At 70.7% G+C, this 19,049-nt stretch carries 21 protein-coding genes; 18 read left to right on the forward strand and 3 right to left on the reverse strand.

Going from position 1 to position 19,049, the window contains the following annotated elements; all coding sequences use genetic code 11:
* The first annotated feature begins 64 nt into the window (after nt 1-64).
* From rplS to BJ958_RS01410, 4 genes are all read left to right on the forward strand, one after another.
* The gene (rplS, locus tag BJ958_RS01395) at nt 65-427 is read left to right on the forward strand and encodes a 50S ribosomal protein L19 (protein WP_179724871.1); all 363 of its coding nucleotides are present in this window, start codon (nt 65-67) and stop codon (nt 425-427) included.
* Nucleotides 428-518: 91 nt separating this feature from the next.
* Nucleotides 519-1,388: a signal peptidase I gene (gene lepB / locus BJ958_RS01400; RefSeq protein WP_273519966.1), complete on the forward strand. Its 870-nt coding sequence runs from the start codon at nt 519-521 to the stop codon at nt 1,386-1,388.
* A gap of 22 nt (nt 1,389-1,410) precedes the next feature.
* Nucleotides 1,411-2,085, forward strand: coding sequence for a ribonuclease HII (locus BJ958_RS01405; RefSeq protein ID WP_179724873.1), 675 nt, complete (start codon nt 1,411-1,413; stop codon nt 2,083-2,085).
* 22 nt (nt 2,086-2,107) lie between these two features.
* Nucleotides 2,108-2,416, forward strand: coding sequence for a DUF2469 domain-containing protein (locus BJ958_RS01410; RefSeq protein ID WP_141799600.1), 309 nt, complete (start codon nt 2,108-2,110; stop codon nt 2,414-2,416).
* Nucleotides 2,417-2,428: 12 nt separating this feature from the next.
* Here the strand turns inward: BJ958_RS01410 and BJ958_RS01415 are convergent, their stop codons facing one another.
* Together BJ958_RS01415 and BJ958_RS01420 are read right to left on the reverse strand one after the other, a co-directional pair.
* On the reverse strand, nt 2,429-3,700 hold the full coding sequence (locus BJ958_RS01415) for a TadE/TadG family type IV pilus assembly protein (protein ID WP_179724875.1): 1,272 nt from the start codon (nt 3,698-3,700) through the stop codon (nt 2,429-2,431).
* Nucleotides 3,697-4,203: a TadE family protein gene (locus BJ958_RS01420; RefSeq protein WP_179724876.1), complete on the reverse strand. Its 507-nt coding sequence runs from the start codon at nt 4,201-4,203 to the stop codon at nt 3,697-3,699. Before BJ958_RS01420 ends, BJ958_RS01415 begins: the two co-directional genes overlap by 4 nt.
* Before the next feature lie 370 nt (nt 4,204-4,573).
* On the opposite strand from BJ958_RS01420, the gene BJ958_RS01425 reads away from it, so the two are divergent.
* From BJ958_RS01425 to BJ958_RS01450, 6 genes are all read left to right on the forward strand, one after another.
* Nucleotides 4,574-5,050 carry a TadE/TadG family type IV pilus assembly protein gene (locus BJ958_RS01425; RefSeq protein ID WP_179724878.1) on the forward strand — a complete coding sequence of 159 codons (477 nt, stop codon included), beginning with the start codon at nt 4,574-4,576 and terminating at the stop codon, nt 5,048-5,050.
* Between the two features lies 1 nt (nt 5,051).
* Entirely contained in the window at nt 5,052-6,875 is a 1,824-nt protein-coding gene (locus BJ958_RS01430) for a Tad domain-containing protein (protein WP_179724880.1), read from the forward strand.
* Nucleotides 6,876-7,003: 128 nt separating this feature from the next.
* On the forward strand, nt 7,004-7,369 hold the full coding sequence (locus BJ958_RS01435; RefSeq protein ID WP_179724882.1) for a YraN family protein: 366 nt from the start codon (nt 7,004-7,006) through the stop codon (nt 7,367-7,369).
* Entirely contained in the window at nt 7,369-8,985 is a 1,617-nt protein-coding gene (locus BJ958_RS01440) for a YifB family Mg chelatase-like AAA ATPase (RefSeq protein ID WP_179724884.1), read from the forward strand. Before BJ958_RS01435 ends, BJ958_RS01440 begins: the two co-directional genes overlap by 1 nt.
* Nucleotides 8,982-10,130, forward strand: a complete 1,149-nt coding sequence (gene dprA, locus BJ958_RS01445; RefSeq protein WP_179724886.1) for a DNA-processing protein DprA — start codon at nt 8,982-8,984, stop codon at nt 10,128-10,130. Before BJ958_RS01440 ends, dprA begins: the two co-directional genes overlap by 4 nt.
* On the forward strand, nt 10,127-11,101 hold the full coding sequence (locus tag BJ958_RS01450; protein WP_179724888.1) for a tyrosine recombinase XerC: 975 nt from the start codon (nt 10,127-10,129) through the stop codon (nt 11,099-11,101). The genes dprA and BJ958_RS01450 overlap by 4 nt, the downstream gene beginning before the upstream one ends.
* A 55-nt stretch (nt 11,102-11,156) precedes the next feature.
* On the opposite strand, the gene BJ958_RS01455 is transcribed toward BJ958_RS01450, so the two are convergent.
* A complete protein-coding gene (locus BJ958_RS01455; RefSeq protein ID WP_179724890.1) occupies nt 11,157-11,744 on the reverse strand; it encodes a peptidoglycan DD-metalloendopeptidase family protein in 588 nt (195 codons plus the stop codon).
* Nucleotides 11,745-12,051: 307 nt separating this feature from the next.
* Here BJ958_RS01455 and rpsB point away from each other — a divergent pair, with 307 nt between their 5' ends.
* The 8 genes from rpsB to BJ958_RS01495 all read left to right on the forward strand — a co-directional run bounded on the left by rpsB (nt 12,052) and on the right by BJ958_RS01495 (nt 19,044).
* Nucleotides 12,052-12,939: a 30S ribosomal protein S2 gene (gene rpsB, locus BJ958_RS01460; RefSeq protein WP_179724892.1), complete on the forward strand. Its 888-nt coding sequence runs from the start codon at nt 12,052-12,054 to the stop codon at nt 12,937-12,939.
* 38 nt (nt 12,940-12,977) lie between these two features.
* Complete coding sequence (tsf, locus tag BJ958_RS01465) at nt 12,978-13,787, forward strand: translation elongation factor Ts (protein ID WP_179724894.1); 810 nt, start codon at nt 12,978-12,980, stop codon at nt 13,785-13,787.
* A gap of 236 nt (nt 13,788-14,023) precedes the next feature.
* A complete protein-coding gene (locus BJ958_RS01470) occupies nt 14,024-15,247 on the forward strand; it encodes an SHOCT domain-containing protein (RefSeq protein ID WP_179724896.1) in 1,224 nt (407 codons plus the stop codon).
* A gap of 1 nt (nt 15,248) precedes the next feature.
* Nucleotides 15,249-16,505, forward strand: coding sequence for a TFIIB-type zinc ribbon-containing protein (locus BJ958_RS01475; RefSeq protein ID WP_179724898.1), 1,257 nt, complete (start codon nt 15,249-15,251; stop codon nt 16,503-16,505).
* Entirely contained in the window at nt 16,502-16,786 is a 285-nt protein-coding gene (locus tag BJ958_RS01480) for a hypothetical protein (protein ID WP_179724900.1), read from the forward strand. Before BJ958_RS01475 ends, BJ958_RS01480 begins: the two co-directional genes overlap by 4 nt.
* Before the next feature lie 34 nt (nt 16,787-16,820).
* Complete coding sequence (pyrH, locus tag BJ958_RS01485) at nt 16,821-17,534, forward strand: UMP kinase (RefSeq protein WP_179724902.1); 714 nt, start codon at nt 16,821-16,823, stop codon at nt 17,532-17,534.
* Between the two features lie 54 nt (nt 17,535-17,588).
* Nucleotides 17,589-18,143 (forward strand): ribosome recycling factor, encoded by a 555-nt coding sequence (gene frr, locus BJ958_RS01490; RefSeq protein ID WP_273520431.1) that lies wholly within the window; start codon nt 17,589-17,591, stop codon nt 18,141-18,143.
* Nucleotides 18,144-18,165: 22 nt separating this feature from the next.
* Complete coding sequence (locus BJ958_RS01495) at nt 18,166-19,044, forward strand: phosphatidate cytidylyltransferase (protein ID WP_179724906.1); 879 nt, start codon at nt 18,166-18,168, stop codon at nt 19,042-19,044.
* Nucleotides 19,045-19,049 lie beyond the last annotated feature (5 nt).

Here is a 19,049-nt window from a genome sequence, read left to right on the forward strand (position 1 = left end):
TGACGCTCGATCCGCATCCATCACCACCACCGCGGCTGACCTGTGTGCATTCGCGAGGAGAATCATGAGCAACCCCACCCCCGCCGTGGTCACCGACCTCGGCAACGCCGCCAAGCGTTCCGACGTCCCGGCCTTCCGCGCCGGTGACACCGTCAAGGTCCACGTCAAGGTCATCGAGGGCAGCCGCTCGCGTGTCCAGGTGTTCCAGGGCGTCGTGATCCGCATGCACGGCTCCGGCATCGGCCGTACCTTCACCGTCCGCAAGGTCTCCTTCGGCGTCGGTGTCGAGCGGACCTTCCCGCTCCACTCGCCGATCTTCGAGTCCATCGAGGTCGTCACCCGCGGTGACGTGCGTCGCGCGAAGCTCTACTACCTGCGCAACCTCACCGGCAAGAAGGCCAAGATCAAGGAGCGCCGCGAGGTCTGACCTCTGCGAGCAGCGCTACCACGAAGGCCCGACCGGGAACGGTCGGGCCTTCGTGCTTCCACCGTGGGCCCTGCTCCTAGACTCGTGTCTCGTGACGACCGACGACCCCGCCGCGGAGCCCGCCGCCCAGGTCCCCGACCCGACGGCGACCGACGAGGCAGGGTCCCGGTCCTCCTCCCAGCGCAAGCACCTGCCGGTGTGGCAGGAGAGCATCCTGCTGCTCGCGGTGGCGCTGGGCCTGGCGATCGTGATCAAGGCGCTGTTCGTCCAGGCCTTCTACATCCCGTCGGAGTCGATGGAGCCGGGCCTGGTCAAGAACGACCGGATCCTGGTCCAGAAGGTCTCCTACTGGTTCGGGCGTACGCCGCAGCGCGGCGACGTCGTCGTCTTCCAGGACCCGGGCGAGTGGCTCGGACCCACGGACAGCCAGGGGCCGACCGGTGTCGCGAACCTGCTGTCCAAGGTCGGCCTCTACCCGACCGGCGGCCACCTCGTGAAGCGCGTCATCGGCACCGAGGGCGACGTCGTCGAGTGCTGTGACGCCCAGGGCCGGATCAAGGTCAACGGCAAGCCGATCGACGAGTCCGAGTACCTCGCGAAGGACCCCGGGCAGTGCAACGCCGAGATCGACGACTTCATCAGCGAGCGCGAGAGCGGCCTGTCCCAGCCCTGTGACTGGATCATCGGGCCGATCCCGAAGGGCAAGCTGCTGGTCCTCGGTGACAACCGCGGCCACTCCGCCGACTCCCGGGCACACCTGTGCAGCCCCGGCGAGGATCCCTGCACGCAGAGCCCCTGGGTCGACACCGACCTCGTGGTCGGCAAGGTGTTCACCCTGATCTGGCCGCGGGACCGCTGGCGCTGGATCAGCCGCCCGGAGGTCTTCGACAGCGTTCCCGACAGCCCACCGGCCGGCCTGCTGAAGAAGGCGGAGAAGGCCGACACCGTCCCGGGCAACTGACCTCGGAGGGAGAGCACAGGGCATGTCCACGCTGCCCAGGGGAGCGACGGTACGCCGCGACGCCGGCATCTACGGCTACGAGCGCGCCCTGCGCCGACACGGCTTCGAGCCGGTCGCCGGAGTCGACGAGGCCGGCCGTGGGGCCTGCGCCGGCCCGCTCGTGGCCGGGGCCGCGATCCTGCCCGCCGGCAAGGCCGGCGTCGTGCCCGGCCTCGCCGACTCCAAGCTGTTGACCGCGGCCGCCCGCGAGCGCTGCTACGACCAGGTCGTGCGCCGCGCTCTCGCCTGGTCGGTCGTGGTGATCCCGCACGACGAGTGCGACCGCCTCGGCATGCACGTCGCGAACGTGCAGGCGCTGCGCCAGGCCGTGGCGAAGCTGGACCTGCCGGCGTCCTACGTGCTCACCGACGGGTTCCCCGTCGACGGCCTCGGTGTTCCCGGCCTCGCGGTGTGGAAGGGCGACCGGGTGGCCGCGTGCGTCGCCGCCGCGTCGGTGCTCGCGAAGGTCACCCGCGACCGGATCATGCTCGACCTCGACGAGCAGTGGCCGGCGTACGACTTCAAGACGCACAAGGGCTACATCACCGCGACCCACACCGCGGCCCTCGAGGAGCACGGCCCGTCGCCGATCCACCGGATGCGGTTCGTCAACGTGCGACGCGCGGCGGGACTCGAGCCGCTGCCGGGTGATCCGTAGCAGCGGGGGCTAGGGTGGGCTCGTGAGTGCCGAGGAGCTCGAGAAGTACGAGACCGAGCAGGAGCTGAACCTCTACCGGGAGTACCGCGACGTCGTCGGCATCTTCAAGTACGTCGTCGAGACGGACCGCCGGTTCTACCTGTGCAACTCGGTCGACGTGAAGGCCCGCTCCGAGGGCGGCGACGTGTTCTTCGAGGTCACCATCGCCGACGCCTGGGTCTGGGACATGTACCGTCCCGCGCGCTTCGCCAAGAACGTGAAGGTGCTGACGTTCAAGGACGTCAACGTCGAGGAGCTGGCGACCTCCGACCTGGAGCTGCCGAAGCCGTGATCCCGGGGTGGGTCAGCCGCTGAGGTGGAGGCCCGACGGCGGGCGGCGCCACTCGCGGTCCAGGCCGTTGGTGACCTTGAGGTGCGAGAGCTGGCCGTTCATGTAGAGGTCGTTGACCACGATCGAGCCGCTGGTCACGCCGTTGCCCGAGTTGCCGTTCGCGTAGAGCGTCGAGCTCAGCGCGTAGATGCTGCCGTAGATGTTGGTCTGGCCGTTGCCCTGGACGTGGACGGGGCTGGTGTTGTGCCGGTCGTAGACGATCGCGAGGTCGCTGAAGCCGAGGGCTCCTGCCGTCAGGCTCAGCTCGTTGCCGTTGCTGGCGTCGAACTGGCCGCCGGCCTCGCCGGTCGTGGCGCAGAACCGCGGTGCGGTCGGAGTGCCGCACACGACGTACAACGTCACGCCCGTGCCGCGGAAGACCGTGTTGTTGCCCATGTCCCACGTGCCGGTCAGGACGTACAGGCCGGGGGAGAGCACGCAGGTCTCGTTGTTGCCGAAGGACCTGGACCCGTAGACGCCCGGGCCGTCGGTGCACGGATTGGTCCGGGCGGTCCCTGCCGGAGTCGGGAGGACCATGGCGCCGAGCGGGTCGCCCATCTTGGTGGCGACGTGCTCGGCGGGCGGGTCGTAGTTGCCGGTGGCCGTGTTCTCGACGGTGATCTCGTTGCCGTCGCCGATCGCCTCGACGATGCCGTTCGGCCCGGTCGAGACGCTGCCGTTGAAGTGCACGCTGCTCGCCGTGACGGTCGCGTCGCCGTTGCCGAGAGTGTGGGTCCCCTCGCCCAGCACGCACAGCGAGCACTTGAACACCACACCCGGGTCGAGGGTCGACGTCGCGATCGCGCCGATCTTCATCTCGCTGACCCCCATCAGGCCGGCGAGCGCCGTCTTCACGGTGCGCTGCGGCACCCGCACCCGCACCCTGCTCGGCCGGTCCGGGTCGTCGAAGGAGATGCACTGCGAGGCCGGCGCGTACGTCAGGTGCCCGGGGTCCTTGCAGCCGCCCCACGCCGCAGCGGGGACGTCGAAGTTCTTCGCGGCGTAGTCCTGCGCTGCCGCGATCGCCACCGCGAGCTGGGCGTCGCCGTGCGCGTCGTAGAGCACGTTGCCGGCAGCGAGCGCCGATGCGTCCGCCGCGTTCTGCGCCTGGCCACGGACGTCGCGCGCCAGGCCGAGGTCGATGACGAGGGAGGCGGTCATCAGCAGCACGACGGCGATCAGGGCGGTCAGGACGGCGACGACGCCGCGCTCGTCGCTCGCGTCGCGGCGGCACGGGCGGGTCATGTGCACCATCCCCAGCTCTGCCCGGTCGGCACGGCCTCGGCGGTCCCGGTCCCCGTCGGCTTCGTGGTGTCCTCCTCGATCGACATCCGGAGGCTGGCGCGGACGTAGCCGCCGTTGGGCATCGGCAGCATTCCGAAGTCACCGCGCGACCGGACCAGGACGCAGACCTGGAGCACGTTTCCCCGGGCCCAGCCGTCGGGCGCGGAGATCTTCACGTAGGTGTCCGCCGGTGCCCGGTCGACCATCTTCTCGACGGTGCACGAGATGCCGGGCCAGCCGAGCGTCGTGCTGCAGCCGGACGAGGTCTTGCCGACCACCGACATGCGAGCCGTCTCCCGGACGCCCTGGTTGGCGTTGAGGGAGTCGTCGAAGTACAGGCCGTACTGGAGGATCCCGAAGACGATCAGCACGAGCAGGCCGCCGACGAGGGCGAACTCGACCGCCGCCGCACCGCGCGCAGCGTCGATCGCGCAGGCGCGACGCGCACGTCGTTCCAGAGCCATTCCTGCCTCCCCCTTGCCGGCCCGAGCCGGCCGAACTCCCGATCTGATTGTCGGCACCCGCGTGGCCGCAGCGAAGGTCCCAAGGGGTCGCAATTGCCCCAGCGCGGGAAGTCGGGCCGACCGACAGGGACCCTCGTGACGTCGGCGAACCATGGACGGGACCTGAACGGGTGGGTCCCGCGAGGACCATCGTCCCGGGCGGCCGGGACCACGGGGGCCTAGTCAGAACGAACTAGCCCGCCCCCGTCGTCCGAGTGGAATGCCCCGGGATTCGTTCCCCGGCCGTTCTCCTCGCCACTACTGTGTGCGCAACGCCGCTCGGGGGCGTCATGGGAGCGAGTCCGGGGGAGGCCGGCCGATGAGGCGTTGTGTGCGAGGAACGGGTGTGCTGCTGCGCCGTCGAAGGACGAGCGACAGGGGTGCAGCCGCGGTCGAGTTCGCGCTGATCCTCTTCCCGCTCATGCTCATCGTGTTCGGCATCATCAACTACGGCGACATGCTCAGCGTGCGTCAGTCCGTCAGCCAGGCCGCGTCCGAGGGAGCGCGCGCGGCGGCGGTCGAGATCGACGCCGCCCAGCGCAGCAGCGCGGCTGCATCGGCCCGGGACGCCGCGCTCAAGGCGCAGGGCCAGACCTGCAACGCCCACTGCCAGGTCGTCGTCGACGACTGCGCCGACGCGACGGGGCTGGCGCGGGGTGCGCTGCCCTCCGGCACGAGCAACTCCGCCGCCGACCCCGTCGACTGCGTGTGGGTCAAGGTCGAGATCGACTACACCGGACTGATCCCCGGCTTCGGCCTGGTGCTGCCTGACAAGCTGCGGTACACCGCCGTGGCTCGGGTGAGCTGAGGTGCGGCGCCCCCTGCGCGGTGAGCGCGGCGCGACCTCCGTGCTGGTTGCCGTCCTCATGGCCGGCGTCCTGCTGGTCTCTGCCGCCTTCGCCGTCGACCTCGGGCAGCAGCGTGTCGTCCGCCGTGACGTCCAGGCCGTCGCAGACGTGGTGGCGCTCGACATGGCCAGGGAGCTGGACGGGCGCACGGCGAACCTCTACAGCGAGTCCGCGATGAACGACGTGATGAGGGCCAGCCTGGCGCGCAACCGTACGGCCCTGGGCGGTGAGATCCCTGGCTCGGAGGTCACGTGGGAGTTCCTCGCCACGGGCGTGGGCGGCGCGTGGGTCACCCTCGCGAAGACCTCCACGACCGGTGTGCCCACAGCGATCCGCGTGCGGGCGAAGTCCGACACCTCGCTCGCCTTCGGAGGATTCACCGGCCGGGAGCGCGGTGCCGCGACCCGGACGGCCATCGCGTCGTCGAGCGAGCCCTCGGTGTGCTTCTCGGTCGGCACCAACCTCCTCGACCTGAACACGGCGGACAACTTCCTGGTCCAGATGCTCAACGGCATCCTCGGCATCGACCTGCTCGCGATCTCCACCTCGGTCGTCGGACCGGGCGGGGTCGTGGCGCTGCAGAACGCGCAGATCCCTCTGCTCGGCCTGTCGGCCGCGCTGGGCGTCGGCACGGTCGAGGGTCTGGTCACCTCGACCCAGCCGATCACCGTCGGCGCATTGCTGAGCGCCTCGGCGGACGTGCTGCGCAAGGACTCGTCGAACCTCGTGAACCTCAACGCGGCGGCGATCCTCGACGCGTTGTCCCTGAAGGCCACGCTCGCGACGCCGACCCTGGTGGTGGGGGAGATCCTCGACCTCGGACCGGACCCGAGCAGCGCACTCCACGCCAAGATCGGTGTGCTCGACCTGCTGAACGCGCTGGTGTACGTGGCGGGCCAGGACGCCCAGGGCGACCCGCACGCGGTGGGGGCGAGTCTCCCGCTCAACCTCGGCGCGCTGGGCACCCTCGACACCCAGGTCACGATCATCGAGCTCCCCAAGATCACCTGCGGCAACCCCAACCGGCCAGGTCCCACGCCGGTGACGGCGACCTCGGCCCAGATCAGGCTGACGACCACCCTCAACCTCCCCACCGGAACCGGTCTCCTCACCGACCTGCTGACCGGGCTCAGCAACACGCTGACCCAGCTGCTCACCCTCGGTGGGCTGTTCGAGTCGACCCAGGAGCGGATCAAGACCGGCTCGCTCTCCTCCACGCTCAAGCTGACCATCACCACGGCGAAGTCGACCGCGACGTTGAGATCGGCGTCGGGGAACTCGTGCAGCGGTGCCGGAGGGGTCAACTTCGACGTCCTGCCGAGCGTGCTCGCCGCCGGCGTCAACCTCGACCTGGCCTACACGGTCGAGCAGCGGAAGAAGCAGCCGCCGCTGTACCTGACGTGGGGGGCCTGGTCCGACAAGACGAAGGTGAACTCCACCCTCCTGGGTCTGGCGGCCAACGTCGGCGACGTGACCGCGTACCCGGTCACCCTGAACTACGCCGCGCCCCCGTCCGAGGAGATGCCGCAGCACACGAAGGCGGTGAACCCGCTGAGCCTGCAGTTCGCGGTGACCTCGTCGGACAAGAACTTCATCGGTGGGATCGTCGGCGACCTGCTGACCCCGGTCATGAACAACCTGGTCACCCCGGTGGTCGGGATCTTGAACGCGGCGCTGCTCCCGGGGCTCACCACGCTGCTGGGCCGCCTCGGGATCGAGCTGGGCAAGACGACGCTCCGGGCGAGTGGGCGACCCGGCTGCGGCACGCCGAAGCTCGTGGGCTGACGCCCCACTGGTCACGTCCGTCAGGCGTGGTGCCGCTCGTTCTCCACAGCTGCAGGGCCGGGCCAGGTTGTGCACAGGCCGGGCGTTCCTGAGGGCACGGCGTCCGCCGTCGCGGCGACCATCGGTGCATGACGACAGCACAGGCCCGCCGGGCGATCGGTGCCTACGGCGAGGACGTGGCGGTGCGCCACCTGACCGGGCTCGGCATGGTGCTGCTCGAGCGCAACTGGCGCTGCGCCGACGGCGAGGTCGACGTGCTGCTGCGCGACGGTGCCACCCTGGTGGTGTGCGAGGTCAAGACCCGCACCTCGCTGGTGGCCGGCACCCCGCACGAGGCGATCACCGACGCCAAGCTCGCCCGGCTGCGCCGGCTGGGGGAGCGGTGGGTCCTCGAGCGAGGCATCCGTCCCGACGGGATCCGGGTCGACCTGGTGGCCGTGATGCGCCCGCGCCGGGGAGCCGCGGTCGTGGAGCACGTGCGGGGGCTGTGCTGATGCCCTTCGCGACCGCGCGGTGCGTGGCCCTCGACGGGGCGGTCGGGCACCTCATCGACGTGCAGACCGACGTCTCGGTCGGGCAGGCGACGACCGTGGTCGTCGGTCGGGCCGACACGTCCCTGCGCGAGGGCGTCGACCGGGTGCGGATGGCGCTGGTCAACTCCGACCTGCGCTGGCCCGCGACGAAGCGGTGCACCTTCCTGTTCTCCCCGGCCGACCTGCGCAAGTCCGGCACCCACTTCGACCTGGCGATGGCGGTGAGCCTGCTGGCGGCCGACGCCCAGCTGGACCCGGCCTGGCTCGACGGCGTGGTGTTCATCGGCGAGCTGACCCTTGCAGGAGGGCTGCGTCCGGCTCTGGGCGTGCTGCCGATGGTCCTGGCCGCCGCGGCGGCCGGGATCCGCCGTGTCTACGTCCCTGAGCCCCAGGTCGCCGAGGCGACGATGGTGCCCGACATGGAGGTGATCGGCGTCCGCTCGCTCGGGCAGGTCGTCGCCGAGCTCCGGTGCGACGAGCTGCCGCTCGCACCACCCGTGGCCGCCTCGACCGGCCTGCGGCTGATCTCCTGGCGGGGTGACGAGCGGCTCGACGAGCTGGACCTGGCCGACCTGCGCGGCATGGCCGAGGAGAAGTACGCCGTCGAGGTCGCCGCAGCCGGCGGCCACCCGATCCAGCTCTCCGGGCCCAAGGGGTGCGGCAAGACAAGCCTGGCCGAGCGGATCCCGACGATCCTGCCGGACCTGACTCCCGAGGAGTCCCTGGAGCTGACCGCTCTGTACTCGCTGGCCGGGGCGCTCGATCCCGGCGGCGGCATGGTGCTGCGGCCGCCGTTCGCCGCGCCGCACCACGACGCGAGCAAGGTCAGCGTGATCGGTGGCGGTTCGGGACGGGTCCAGCCCGGCGAGCTCAGCCGGGCGCACTGCGGCGTCCTGTTCCTCGACGAGTTCCCCTTGTTCCGCTCCGACGTCATCGAGGCCCTGCGCCAGCCCCTCGAGAACGGCGACATCACGATCGCCCGCCGCGACGAGTCCGTGACCCTGCCGGCGGGTGCGCTCCTGGTGCTCGCCAGCAACCCGTGCCCCTGCGGCAACTGGACGAGGTCGTCCCAGACCAACCGCTGCACGTGTGCCGAGACCGTCCGACGCGCCTACCGGGCGAGGATGTCCGGCCCGATCGTCGACCGCATCGACGTCGTGCGCAACGTCGTCCCGGCCTCTCCCTCCAGTCACGACCCGTTCCGTGTGGCCGAGACCTCGGCCGAGGTCCGGATGCGGGTCGGTGCGGCGCGTCAGCGACAGCACGAGCGGTACGCCGGCCGGGGCTGGCGACTCAACGGCCACGTGCCGAGTCCACGACTCAAGGACACCTGGCCGCTCCCGCCCGCAGCGCAGCAGGTCATCGACGCCGAGATGCTGGCCGGCCGCCTCAGCGCTCGCGGCGCCGTCCGCGTCCACCGGCTGGCGCTCACCGTCGCCGACCTCCGGTCGGTGCGCTCCCGCCGCGACGTCACGGCCGGTGTCGACGAGGTCCGTACCGCCCTGCGGCTCCGGTCCGGCCAGCCGCTGGACCTCGCGATGTTCCGGGCCGAGGCCAGCGAGGAGGGCGTCGCATGACCGACCTCGAGCGCGAGCGAGTGGCTCGCGCCACGATCAACCTGGTCACCGAGCCCGGTGACCTGCGTTGCCTCGGGCTGACCCGCGAGCTGGGCGGCCCCCGCTTCCTCGAGGTGCTGCGCGAGCAGCCCGACCTGCGCCCCGAGCTCACCGCCGCAGCCGGCCGGCTCTCGAGCGCCCAGCCCGAGCGCGTCCTCGAGCGCGCCGCACGCCGCGGGATCCGTTTCGTGATCCCCGGCGACGACGAGTGGCCGGCCTCGCTCGACGACCTGGCTCGTGCCGGCGTGCTGCACGCCCGCGGCGACGTGCCGGTCGGTCTGTGGGTGCGCGGTCCGCACCGGCTCGACCGGCTCGAGACCGCGGTCGCGGTGGTCGGTTCGCGTTCGTCGACGCAGTACGGCGACCAGGTGGCCGGTGAGATGGCGGCCGTGCTCGGCGCGGCGGGACGCCCGGTCGTCTCCGGAGCGGCCTACGGCGTCGACTACGCCGCCCATCGTGGCGCCGTCACCGCCGGTGCACCGACCGTCGCCGTCCTGGCCTGCGGCGTCGACCGGGCCTACCCCCTCGGCCACCGTCAGATGCTCGACCATCTCGCCGAGCACCACGCGATCGTCTCCGAGGCCCCACCCGGTGCCGCCCCGTTCCGGATCAGGTTCCTCGCGCGCAACCGGATCATCGCTGCCCTCACCCGCGGTACGGTCGTCGTCGAGGCCGCCGTCCGCAGCGGCGCGCTCAACACCGCGTCCTGGGCCAACCAGCTCCACCGGACCGTGATGGGCGTTCCCGGCCCCGTCTCCAGCGCCGCGTCCGAGGGCGTGCACGAGCTGATCCGCGCCGGCGCCGCGGCGCTGGTCACCGGTGGGCAGGACGTGCTCGAGCTGCTCGGCGCCTCCGGCCAGGACCTGGGCGAGATCGCCCGCGCTCCCGACGGACCTCGCGACCGGCTGTCCGTGCGCGCTCGCCAGGTGCTGGACGCGGTCCCGGTCTCCTCGCCGGCGTCCACCGCCTCCGTCGCGGTCGTCGCCGGCCTCGGCGCCGTGGAGGTCGAGCAGCTGCTCGGCGGGCTCGCCGCCGACGGCCACGTCGAGCGGCTCCCGGCGGGTTGGCGTCTGGGAGGAGGTGATCGACCTACGATCGAGCGGTGAGCGTCGACCCAGCGAGCGTTGCGGACGAGGACGCGACGGCCGAGGGGCAGGCCGACGTCCTGCCCGAGGCGTTCGCGCGCGTCCTGGGCGAGTACGAACGCCACCTCGTCGCCGAGCGCGACCTGACCCGGCACAGCGTTCGGGCCTACGTCGGCGACATCGCCGGCCTGCTCGAGCACGCCGCGCGACTCGGCCTGACAGGCGTCGACGAGCTCGACCTGCGGACGCTGCGCAGCTGGCTCGCCAAGCAGCAGACCATGGGCCTGTCCCGCACGACGATCGCCCGCCGGGCCACCGCCGCGCGAGTCTTCACCGGGTGGCTGACCCGCACCGGCCGGACGCCGAACGACGTCGGCTCGGCGCTCGGGTCGCCGCGCCCGCACCGCACGCTGCCCGACGTGCTGCGGGTCGACGAGGCCACGCGGCTGATCGGGGCCGCGACCGAGCTCGCCGACGACGGGAGCCCGGTCGGCCTGCGAGACGTCGCCATGCTGGAGCTGCTGTACGCCACGGGCATGCGTGTCGGCGAGCTCTGCGGCCTCGACGTCGACGACGTGGACCGCGACCGCAACGTCGTGCGCGTCTTCGGCAAGGGACGCAAGGAGCGCACGGTGCCGTTCGGCCAGCCGGCCGCCGAGGCCATCGACCGCTGGCTCGGCCAGGGCCGCACCGCCCTGGCCCGCCCGGGCTCCGGCCCGGCCCTCTTCCTCGGCGCCCGGGGTGGCCGGATCGACCAGCGCGCGGTCCGGACCCTCGTCCACCGACGGCTCGCCGACGTCCCCGGCGCCCCCGACCTCGGGCCGCACGGTCTCCGGCACACCGCAGCCACCCACCTGCTCGAGGGCGGCGCCGACCTGCGGTCGGTGCAGGAGCTCCTCGGGCACGCGTCCCTGGCCACGACCCAGCGCTACACGCACGTCACCACCGACCGACTGCGCCGCGCCTACCAGCAGGCGCACCCGCGGGCCTGAGCCGCCTCACGAGGTCGACCTCGTGAGGCGACCCCGCACCTGGCGACTGCTCGTCTCACCGGGTTGCTCCGAAGGAGGCAGCAGCCGAACCGATCCCGCGAGGCGTGAGCGTGCGGACGACGGGCAGGTCCCGCCACAACGGCAGCAGCCGGACCGGCCCCGCACCGACCAGTCGCAGCGGGTCGAGGTAGGTCTCGCCGGCGACCCAGCCCCAGTGCAGGCAGGCCCTCGGGAAGCAGTGGGAGCCCGGCAGCTGGAGGACGCCGATGACCTCGCCCGCTGCGAGCACGGCGCCGACGCCGACGCCGGCGGTCACGGGCTCGTAGGTGGTGCGGGTTGCGCCGTGGCCGACGACGACCACGCCCCGCCCGGCGATCGGGCCGGCGAAGACGACCGTGCCGGGGAGGGCGGTGTGGACCGGCTGGCCGACGTGCCCGGCGAGGTCGACGCCGCGGTGCCCGGAGCCGTAGGGCGAGTCGGGTGGGTCGAAGTGGCGCACGACCTCGGGGACGGGCTGGAGCGGCCACACGCCGACCGGGTCGTCCGGGCCGGGCGCGGCCCGGGCGGGGGTGGCGTGCAGCAGGAGCCCGAGGGCGAGGGCGACGAGGGCGGGGACGGTGAGGACGGGCAGAGGACGGGCCATGGGACGAGGGTGCGGTGACGGTGCGGCATCGGGCGGTCGGAAGCGGCGAGGCTGTGGAGGAAGGGTGGGGAGGACGGGGGCTGTGGAGGGGCCAGGTCACGGATTGGTACGACGAGCGCCCGACGCCGTAGGCTTGGAGGCACCGGTCCGCCCTGGACCGGAATTCGCTCGTCCGCAGACCACGACAGCCCCTCTCCGGAGCTGATCGCCCGTGGGCGTCGATCCTCAGTCCGTCAGACCCCTGGGTCGGGCGGTCGGATCGCGTGCAGACGACAGGACCAACTGAAACAAGGCAATAGGAGAAATCATGGCTGTCGTGACCATGCGCCAGCTCCTCGAGAGCGGCGTCCACTTCGGACACCAGACCCGTCGTTGGAACCCGAAGATGAAGCGATTCATCCTCACGGACCGCAACGGCATCTACATCATCGACCTGCAGCAGTCGCTGGCCTACATCGACCGCAGCTACGCCTTCGTCAAGGAGACCGTGGCCAAGGGCGGGACGATCATGTTCATCGGCACCAAGAAGCAGGCGCAGGAGTCGATCGCCGAGCAGGCGACCCGCGTCGGCATGCCCTACGTCAACCAGCGCTGGCTGGGCGGCATGCTCACCAACTTCGCGACCATGAACCAGCGGATCAACCGCCTCAAGGAGCTCGACGACGTCGACTTCGACGACGTGGCCGGCTCGAACCGCACCAAGAAGGAGCTCCTGCAGATGAAGCGGGAGCACGCCAAGCTCGAGAAGACCCTGGGCGGCATCCGCGAGATGTCCCGGGTTCCCTCGGCGGTGTGGATCGTCGACACCAACAAGGAGCACCTCGCCGTCGAGGAGGCGCGCAAGCTGCGCATCCCGATCATCGCGATCCTCGACTCCAACTGCGACCCCGACGACGTCGACTTCCCGATCCCGGGCAACGACGACGCCATCCGCGCCGTGGGCCTGCTGACCCGCGTCATCGCGGACGCTGCGGCCGACGGCCTCATGTCCCGCTCGGGCGCCGGCTCGGCGTCCAGCACCGCCGCCGAGGAGCCCCTCGCTGCGTGGGAGCGCGAGCTCCTCGAGGGTGACGCCGCCGCTCCGGCCGCCGAGGCCACCGAGGCGCCCGCCGAGGCCGCCGAGGCGCCCCTGACCGAGGCCGTCGCGACCGACGCCGAGGTCACCGAGGCGACCGACGCTCCGGCCGAGGCCTGAGCTCTCCACGTCCACCCCTGAGAATCGAACGAGGATCCATGGCATTCACTGCTGCTGACGTCAAGAAGCTCCGCGAGCTGACCAGCGCCGGCATGATGGACTGCAAGAAGGCGCTCGACGAGACCGACGGCGACTTCGACAAGGCCGTCGAGCTGCTCCGCGTCAAGGGCACGGCCAAGGCCGCCGCCCGTGCCGCCGAGCGCGAGGCCTCCGCCGGTCTGGTCGCCGCCGCCGGCAACGCCCTGATCAGCCTCAAGGCCGAGACGGACTTCGTGGCCAAGAACGAGGCGTTCATCAACGCCGCGCAGGCCATCGCCGAGGTCGCCGACGCCACCAAGGCCACCGACATCGAGTCGCTGCGTGCCGCCGCGCTCGGCGACACGACGGTCGGCGAGACCGTCGACGAGCTGGCCCGCACGATCGGCGAGAAGATCGAGCTCGGCGAGGTCGCCTACTTCGAGGGCCCGGTCGCGGTCTACCTGCACAAGAAGGCCTCCGACCTGCCCCCGACCCTCGGCGTCATCGTCGAGTTCGAGGGCGACGAGTCCGCGGCCCGGCAGGCGGCGCAGCAGGCTGCTGCCCTCAAGGCGCAGTTCCTCACCAGCGACGAGGTCCCCGCGGACGTCGTCGCGGCCGAGAAGGACGTCCTGACCAAGAAGACGCTCGAGGAGGGCAAGCCCGAGGCTGCCGTCGCGAAGATCGTCGAGGGTCGGATCAACGCCTTCTTCAAGGAGATCGTCCTGCTCGACCAGGAGTCGGTCTTCGAGGCGAAGAAGTCGGTCAAGCAGGTCCTCGACGCCGCCAACACGACGGTCAAGCGCTTCGCCCGCTTCGAGGTCGGCGCCTGACCCGACGGTCCACAGCACGCACCTGGCGGCACCTTGCCGGGCACGCACTGTGAACCGTCAGGACGCCTGACGCACCAGACGGCCGGTGGTCACCTCGGTGACCACCGGTCGTCTGCTTTTTCGCCTGTGCGGCCACCCGCCAAGGAGTAGGTTTGTGCCGCCCGGCCATCGGACATGTGTCGGACCTGCGCGCCCGCACTCGTGGGCGCACTTCGGTGTCAGAAGGAGAGCGTCACGTGGGACTCATCCAGGCTGCAATCGGTGCCATCGGTGGCACCCTCGCCGACCAGTGGGTCGACTTCTACGGCGTCCCGGACGGCGTCGGCTCGACGGTTGCGGTCTTCCCCGCCGTCGCGAAGGGCCAGAACGCCGGCCGCGGCAGCAACACCCAGGGGTCCGAGGGAGTCATCACCAACGGGTCCAAGATCATCGTGCCCGAGGGGTACGGCCTGGTCCTGATGGAGGACGGCGCCTTCACGGGCTTCGCCGCCGAGCCGGGCGCCTACATCTGGAACTCCGACGACCCGGCCTCCCAGTCGATCTTCACCGGTGGTGGCCTGGTCGACTCGCTGATCAAGCAGAGCTGGGAGCGCTTCAAGTTCGGCGGTCGTCCCTCCGCGCAGCAGTCCGCGATCTTCGTGACGCTCAAGGAGCTGCCCAACAACAAGTTCGGCACCCAGTCGGAGATCTACTGGGACGACGCCTTCCTCAACACCCAGGTCGGTGCGATCACCCGCGGCACCTACACCTTGAAGATCACCGACCCGCTGACCTTCATCCGCAACTTCGTGCCCGCCGACGTCATCGGCGGTCGCAAGTCGTTCGACTTCACCGACATCGACAACCCGGCCGGCGAGCAGCTCTTCAACGAGGTCGTCGGGTCCCTGGCGCCGGCGTTCTCGATGTACACCAACGACCCGGCCAAGGGGAACCGGATCGCGCGCCTGCAGCAGGACTCGATCGGCTTCGCCCAGTCGCTGTCCGCGGCGGTCGAGCAGAACTACCAGTGGCGCACCGACCGCGGCCTCGAGATCGTCAAGACCGCGATCATCGCGATCGAGTACGACGCCAACACGCGTGAGCTGCTCAAGAACGTCCAGCGGGCCGACGCGCTGTCCGGGGCGCGCGGCAACTCCAACCTCCAGGCGTCGGTCGCGGCCGGCATCGAGGCGGCCGGCGAGAACGCCGGTCCGGGTGGCCTGATCGGGATGGGCATGGCGACCGGCGGCATGGGTCTGGGCGGCCTGCAGCAGCCGGTGCCGCCCGCCGGTGCGCCCGCCGCTCCGGCCGCGACCGCCCCGCCGGCCGCTCCCGCAGCCCCCGCGGCCCCGGCCGCGCCCGCTGCTCCCGCCGCCGAGGACCCGATGGCGGTCCTCAAGCGCGCCAAGGACATGCTCGACGCCGGTCTGATCACCCAGGAGGACTACGACGCGGCGAAGGCAAAGGCGCTCGGTCTCTGAGATGACCCAGGAGTCCGCTGAGCCGAAGCAGCCGACCTTCGACGGGCCACCCCTGTCGCTGGAGGAGGAGCTCGCTGCGGCCAAGGCCGAGCCGGAGCCCGGCCCGAGCATCGAGACCGTCAACGAGTCGCTCAAGGACGGCCTCAACCGCTGCCCGAAGTGTGGCTCGACCGACGTGCAGCTGCGTGGCTCGACGGGCATGCTGGTGTGCCTCTTCTGCCGCAACGAGTGGCAGGAGGCGCGCGTCGAGGAGCAGTTCGGCCTCGGTGAGGGCATCGACGAGCTCGAGGGCACCGTCATCGCGAGCGGTGCGGGGGACATCGCTGCTGACGTGGCGGACCAGCTCACGTTCAAGTGCGAGGCGTGCGGTGCCGAGGTCGTGGTCGACACGGCCCACGCACTCAACGCCCGCTGCCACTGGTGCCGCCACACGCTCAACGTCAACCAGCAGATCCCCAACGGCGCCGTGCCCGACGCGGTCCTGCCGTTCCGGTTGACCAAGGACGAGGCGGTCGAGAAGATCCGCGAGTTCGCCTCGAAGCGACGGCTCTTCGCGCACAAGCGGTTCAAGAAGGAGTTCGTGCCGGAGAACGTCCTGGGCGTCTACCTGCCGTACCTCGTCATCGACGCCCGGGCGGAGTCGCAGTACTGGGGCAAGGGCGAGGTCCAGACCCGGCGCTGGACGGAGAAGCAGGGCGACAACAACGTCACCTACTACGCCGCCGACGTCTACCAGGTCGCCCGTCAGGTGTCGTTCACGGTCGACGACCTGACCGTGGAGGGATCCTCGGAGCGGGCCCAGATGGGCCCGGCCAACACCAACAACATCATCAACACGATCCTGCCGTTCGACACGAAGAACGCGGTCCAGTGGAACGCCAGCTACCTCGTGGGCTTCACCAGCGAGAAGCGCGACCTCAACGTCGAGGCGGTGCGCCCGCACCTCGAGGAGCAGCTGCTCTCGATCGGGCGCTCGGAGGTCCGGTCCTCGCTGGGTCGGTTCGACCGGGGTGTGCGCTGGGAGCAGGAGAAGCTCGACGTGGGCGGCTCCCGCTGGGTGTCGATGTACCTCCCGGTCTGGCTCTACTCCTACCGGCAGGAGAGCAACGGCCTGCTGCACTACATCGCGGTCAACGCCCGCACGGGGGAGACGATGGGCAGCATCCCGGTCTCCCAGCCCAAGCTGCTCCTCGCAGCATTCACGGTCGGCACCTTCCTCGAAGGCATCGCCGGCGCGATCCTGGTGGCGACCGCATGACACTCGACCTGATCACGGCCCTCGTCCCGCTCTCCGGCGACAGCAACCCGGTCTGGCTGCTCGCGGCGGGCCCGGCCGGCGGCGCGGCGACGTACTGGGCCTTCTACCGCTACTACCGCAACACCGACAAGTCCCACCAGTTCGAGCGCGACACCCTGATCAAGGCGCAGCCCGTCCAGGGTGGCGAGGAGAAGGTCGGGCACATCTCGAAGACCCGGGACTCCGACATCGACGGTGACAACAGCGGCAACAGCCGCCAGCGGGTCCAGCGGGTGCAATGAGGAGGTGGCGCGCCCACCCCGGTAAGGTCAGCCCGTGCCCGGTTACAAGCGCGTCCTCCTGAAGCTCTCCGGTGAGGTGTTCGGCGGTGGCAAGGTCGGGGTCGACCCCGACGTCGTGCAGGCCATCGCCAAGGAGGTGAAGGCCGTCGCCGACGCAGGTGTGCAGATCGCCGTCGTCACCGGGGGCGGCAACTTCTTCCGCGGCGCCGAGCTCCAGACCCGCGGCATGGACCGGGTCCGGGCCGACTACATGGGCATGCTCGGCATCGTCATGAACTGCCTCGCGCTCCAGGACTTCCTGGAGAAGCAGGGCGTCGAGACCCGCGTGCAGACGGCGATCACGATGGGCCAGGTCGCCGAGCCCTACATCCCGCGGCGCGCGATCCGGCACATGGAGAAGGGCCGCGTGGTCATCTTCGGCGCGGGCATGGGCCTGCCGTACTTCTCGACCGACACCGTCGCCGTCCAGCGCGCGCTGGAGAGCAAGTGCGACGTGGTGCTGGTCGCCAAGAACGGCGTCGACGGCGTCTACAGCGCCGACCCGAACGTGGACCCGACCGCGACGAAGTACGACGAGCTGACCTACGACGACGCGATCGCCCAGGGCCTGCGGATCATGGACCAGACCGCGTTCGCGCTGTGCGGCGAGAACAAGCTCCCGATGATCGTGTTCGGCATGGAGCCCGAGGGCAACATCCTGCGGGTCGTGCAGGGTGAGAAGATCGGCACGCGGGTCAGCGCAGGCTGAACAGGCTGAGGTCTCGACAGGCTCGACCAGCTCTTAGACGAAGGAGAACCGGTGATCAACGACACCCTCAACGAGGCCGACCAGAAGATGGGCAAGTCGGTCGACGCGACCCGTGAGGAGTTCGCGGCGATCCGCGCCGGGCGTGCGCACCCGAGCATGTTCAGCAAGATCCTGGTCGACTACTACGGCACCCCGACGCCGCTGCAGCAGCTGGCGTCCTTCGCCTCGCCCGAGGCGCGCATCATCCTCGTGTCGCCGTACGACGTGGGCGCGCTCAACAGCATCGAGAAGGCGATCCGCGACTCCGACCTGGGCGTGAACCCGTCCAGCGACGGCAAGCAGCTGCGCTGCGTGTTCCCCGAGCTGACCGAGGAGCGCCGCAAGGAGTTCATCAAGCTCGCCAAGGAGAAGGCCGAGGGCGGCAAGGTCGCCGTGCGCCAGGTGCGCCAGAAGGCCAAGCAGAGCCTCGAGAAGCTCGAGAAGGACGGCGAGGTCGGCAAGGACGACGTCACCGGTGCCGAGAAGCGTCTCGACGGCCTCACCAAGAAGCACACCGACGCGATCGACGAGCTGCTGAAGAACAAGGAAGCCGAGCTGCTCGAGGTCTGACCTCCAGCTGCTCCCACACCTCATGTCATCGACAACGCCGTCGACGCCTGCCCCGAAGAAGGACCACGGCCGCGCCGGCCGCGACCTCAAGGCGGCGGTCGGTTCCGCGGTCGTGCTGCTCGGCGCCATCGCGGCCTCGCTGCTGTTCTGGAAGCCGGCGTTCATGGTGATCGTCGCGATCGCCGTGGTCGTCGCGGTGTGGGAGCTGCGCAAGGGGCTGCTCGCCAAGGACATCGACCTGCCCGAGCAGCCGCTGATGATCGGCGGCGTCGTGATGGTCGTCGTCGCCTACCTCTGGGGCTCCGCGGCCCTGGTGACGGCGACCGCCGTCAGTGCGCTGGTGATCATGCTGTGGCTGCTGCGCCGCGGCATCGACGGCTACGTCAAGAACGCCACCGCCTCGGTGTTCGCGCTGGTCTACGTGCCGTTCCTGGGCTCGTTCGTCGCGCTGATGCTCGCCGAGGGCGGTCGTGACGGCGGCGGGCTCGACGACCCGGGCGTCAAGGGCATCATCACCTTCATCCTGGTGACGATCGCCTCCGACATCGGTGGGTACGTCGCCGGCGTGCTCTTCGGCAAGCACCCGATGGCTCCGGTGATCTCGCCCAAGAAGTCCTGGGAGGGCTTCGCCGGCTCGACCCTGGCCACCGTCGGCGCCGGCGTGGCCCTCGTGGTCTACCTCCTGGACGGCGAGTGGTGGATCGGGGTCGCGCTCGGCCTGATCGCGGTCGTGATGGCCACGCTCGGCGACCTGTGCGAGTCGGTCATGAAGCGCGACCTCGGCATCAAGGACATGAGCCAGGTCATCCCCGGTCACGGCGGCCTGATGGACCGTCTCGACTCGCTGCTCGCCACGATCGCCCCGATCTGGCTGCTGCTGCACTACGGCATCTTCACCTGAGGCCG

The sequence above is a fragment of the Nocardioides kongjuensis genome (assembly GCF_013409625.1).
In the GTDB taxonomy this organism is placed as follows: Bacteria; Actinomycetota; Actinomycetes; order Propionibacteriales; family Nocardioidaceae; genus Nocardioides; species Nocardioides kongjuensis.

Coding starts and splice junctions, on each gene's coding strand:
- rpsB (WP_179724892.1), top strand. CDS start 12,052: ATGGCTGTCGTGACCATGCGCCAGCTCCTCGAGAGCGGCGTCCACTTC.
- BJ958_RS01455 (WP_179724890.1), bottom strand. CDS start 11,744: ATGGCCCGTCCTCTGCCCGTCCTCACCGTCCCCGCCCTCGTCGCCCTC.
- BJ958_RS01475 (WP_179724898.1), top strand. CDS start 15,249: ATGACCCAGGAGTCCGCTGAGCCGAAGCAGCCGACCTTCGACGGGCCA.
- dprA (WP_179724886.1), top strand. CDS start 8,982: ATGACCGACCTCGAGCGCGAGCGAGTGGCTCGCGCCACGATCAACCTG.
- BJ958_RS01480 (WP_179724900.1), top strand. CDS start 16,502: ATGACACTCGACCTGATCACGGCCCTCGTCCCGCTCTCCGGCGACAGC.
- BJ958_RS01420 (WP_179724876.1), bottom strand. CDS start 4,203: ATGGCTCTGGAACGACGTGCGCGTCGCGCCTGCGCGATCGACGCTGCG.
- BJ958_RS01435 (WP_179724882.1), top strand. CDS start 7,004: ATGACGACAGCACAGGCCCGCCGGGCGATCGGTGCCTACGGCGAGGAC.
- BJ958_RS01405 (WP_179724873.1), top strand. CDS start 1,411: ATGTCCACGCTGCCCAGGGGAGCGACGGTACGCCGCGACGCCGGCATC.
- rplS (WP_179724871.1), top strand. CDS start 65: ATGAGCAACCCCACCCCCGCCGTGGTCACCGACCTCGGCAACGCCGCC.
- BJ958_RS01440 (WP_179724884.1), top strand. CDS start 7,369: ATGCCCTTCGCGACCGCGCGGTGCGTGGCCCTCGACGGGGCGGTCGGG.
- BJ958_RS01415 (WP_179724875.1), bottom strand. CDS start 3,700: ATGACCCGCCCGTGCCGCCGCGACGCGAGCGACGAGCGCGGCGTCGTC.
- BJ958_RS01495 (WP_179724906.1), top strand. CDS start 18,166: ATGTCATCGACAACGCCGTCGACGCCTGCCCCGAAGAAGGACCACGGC.
- tsf (WP_179724894.1), top strand. CDS start 12,978: ATGGCATTCACTGCTGCTGACGTCAAGAAGCTCCGCGAGCTGACCAGC.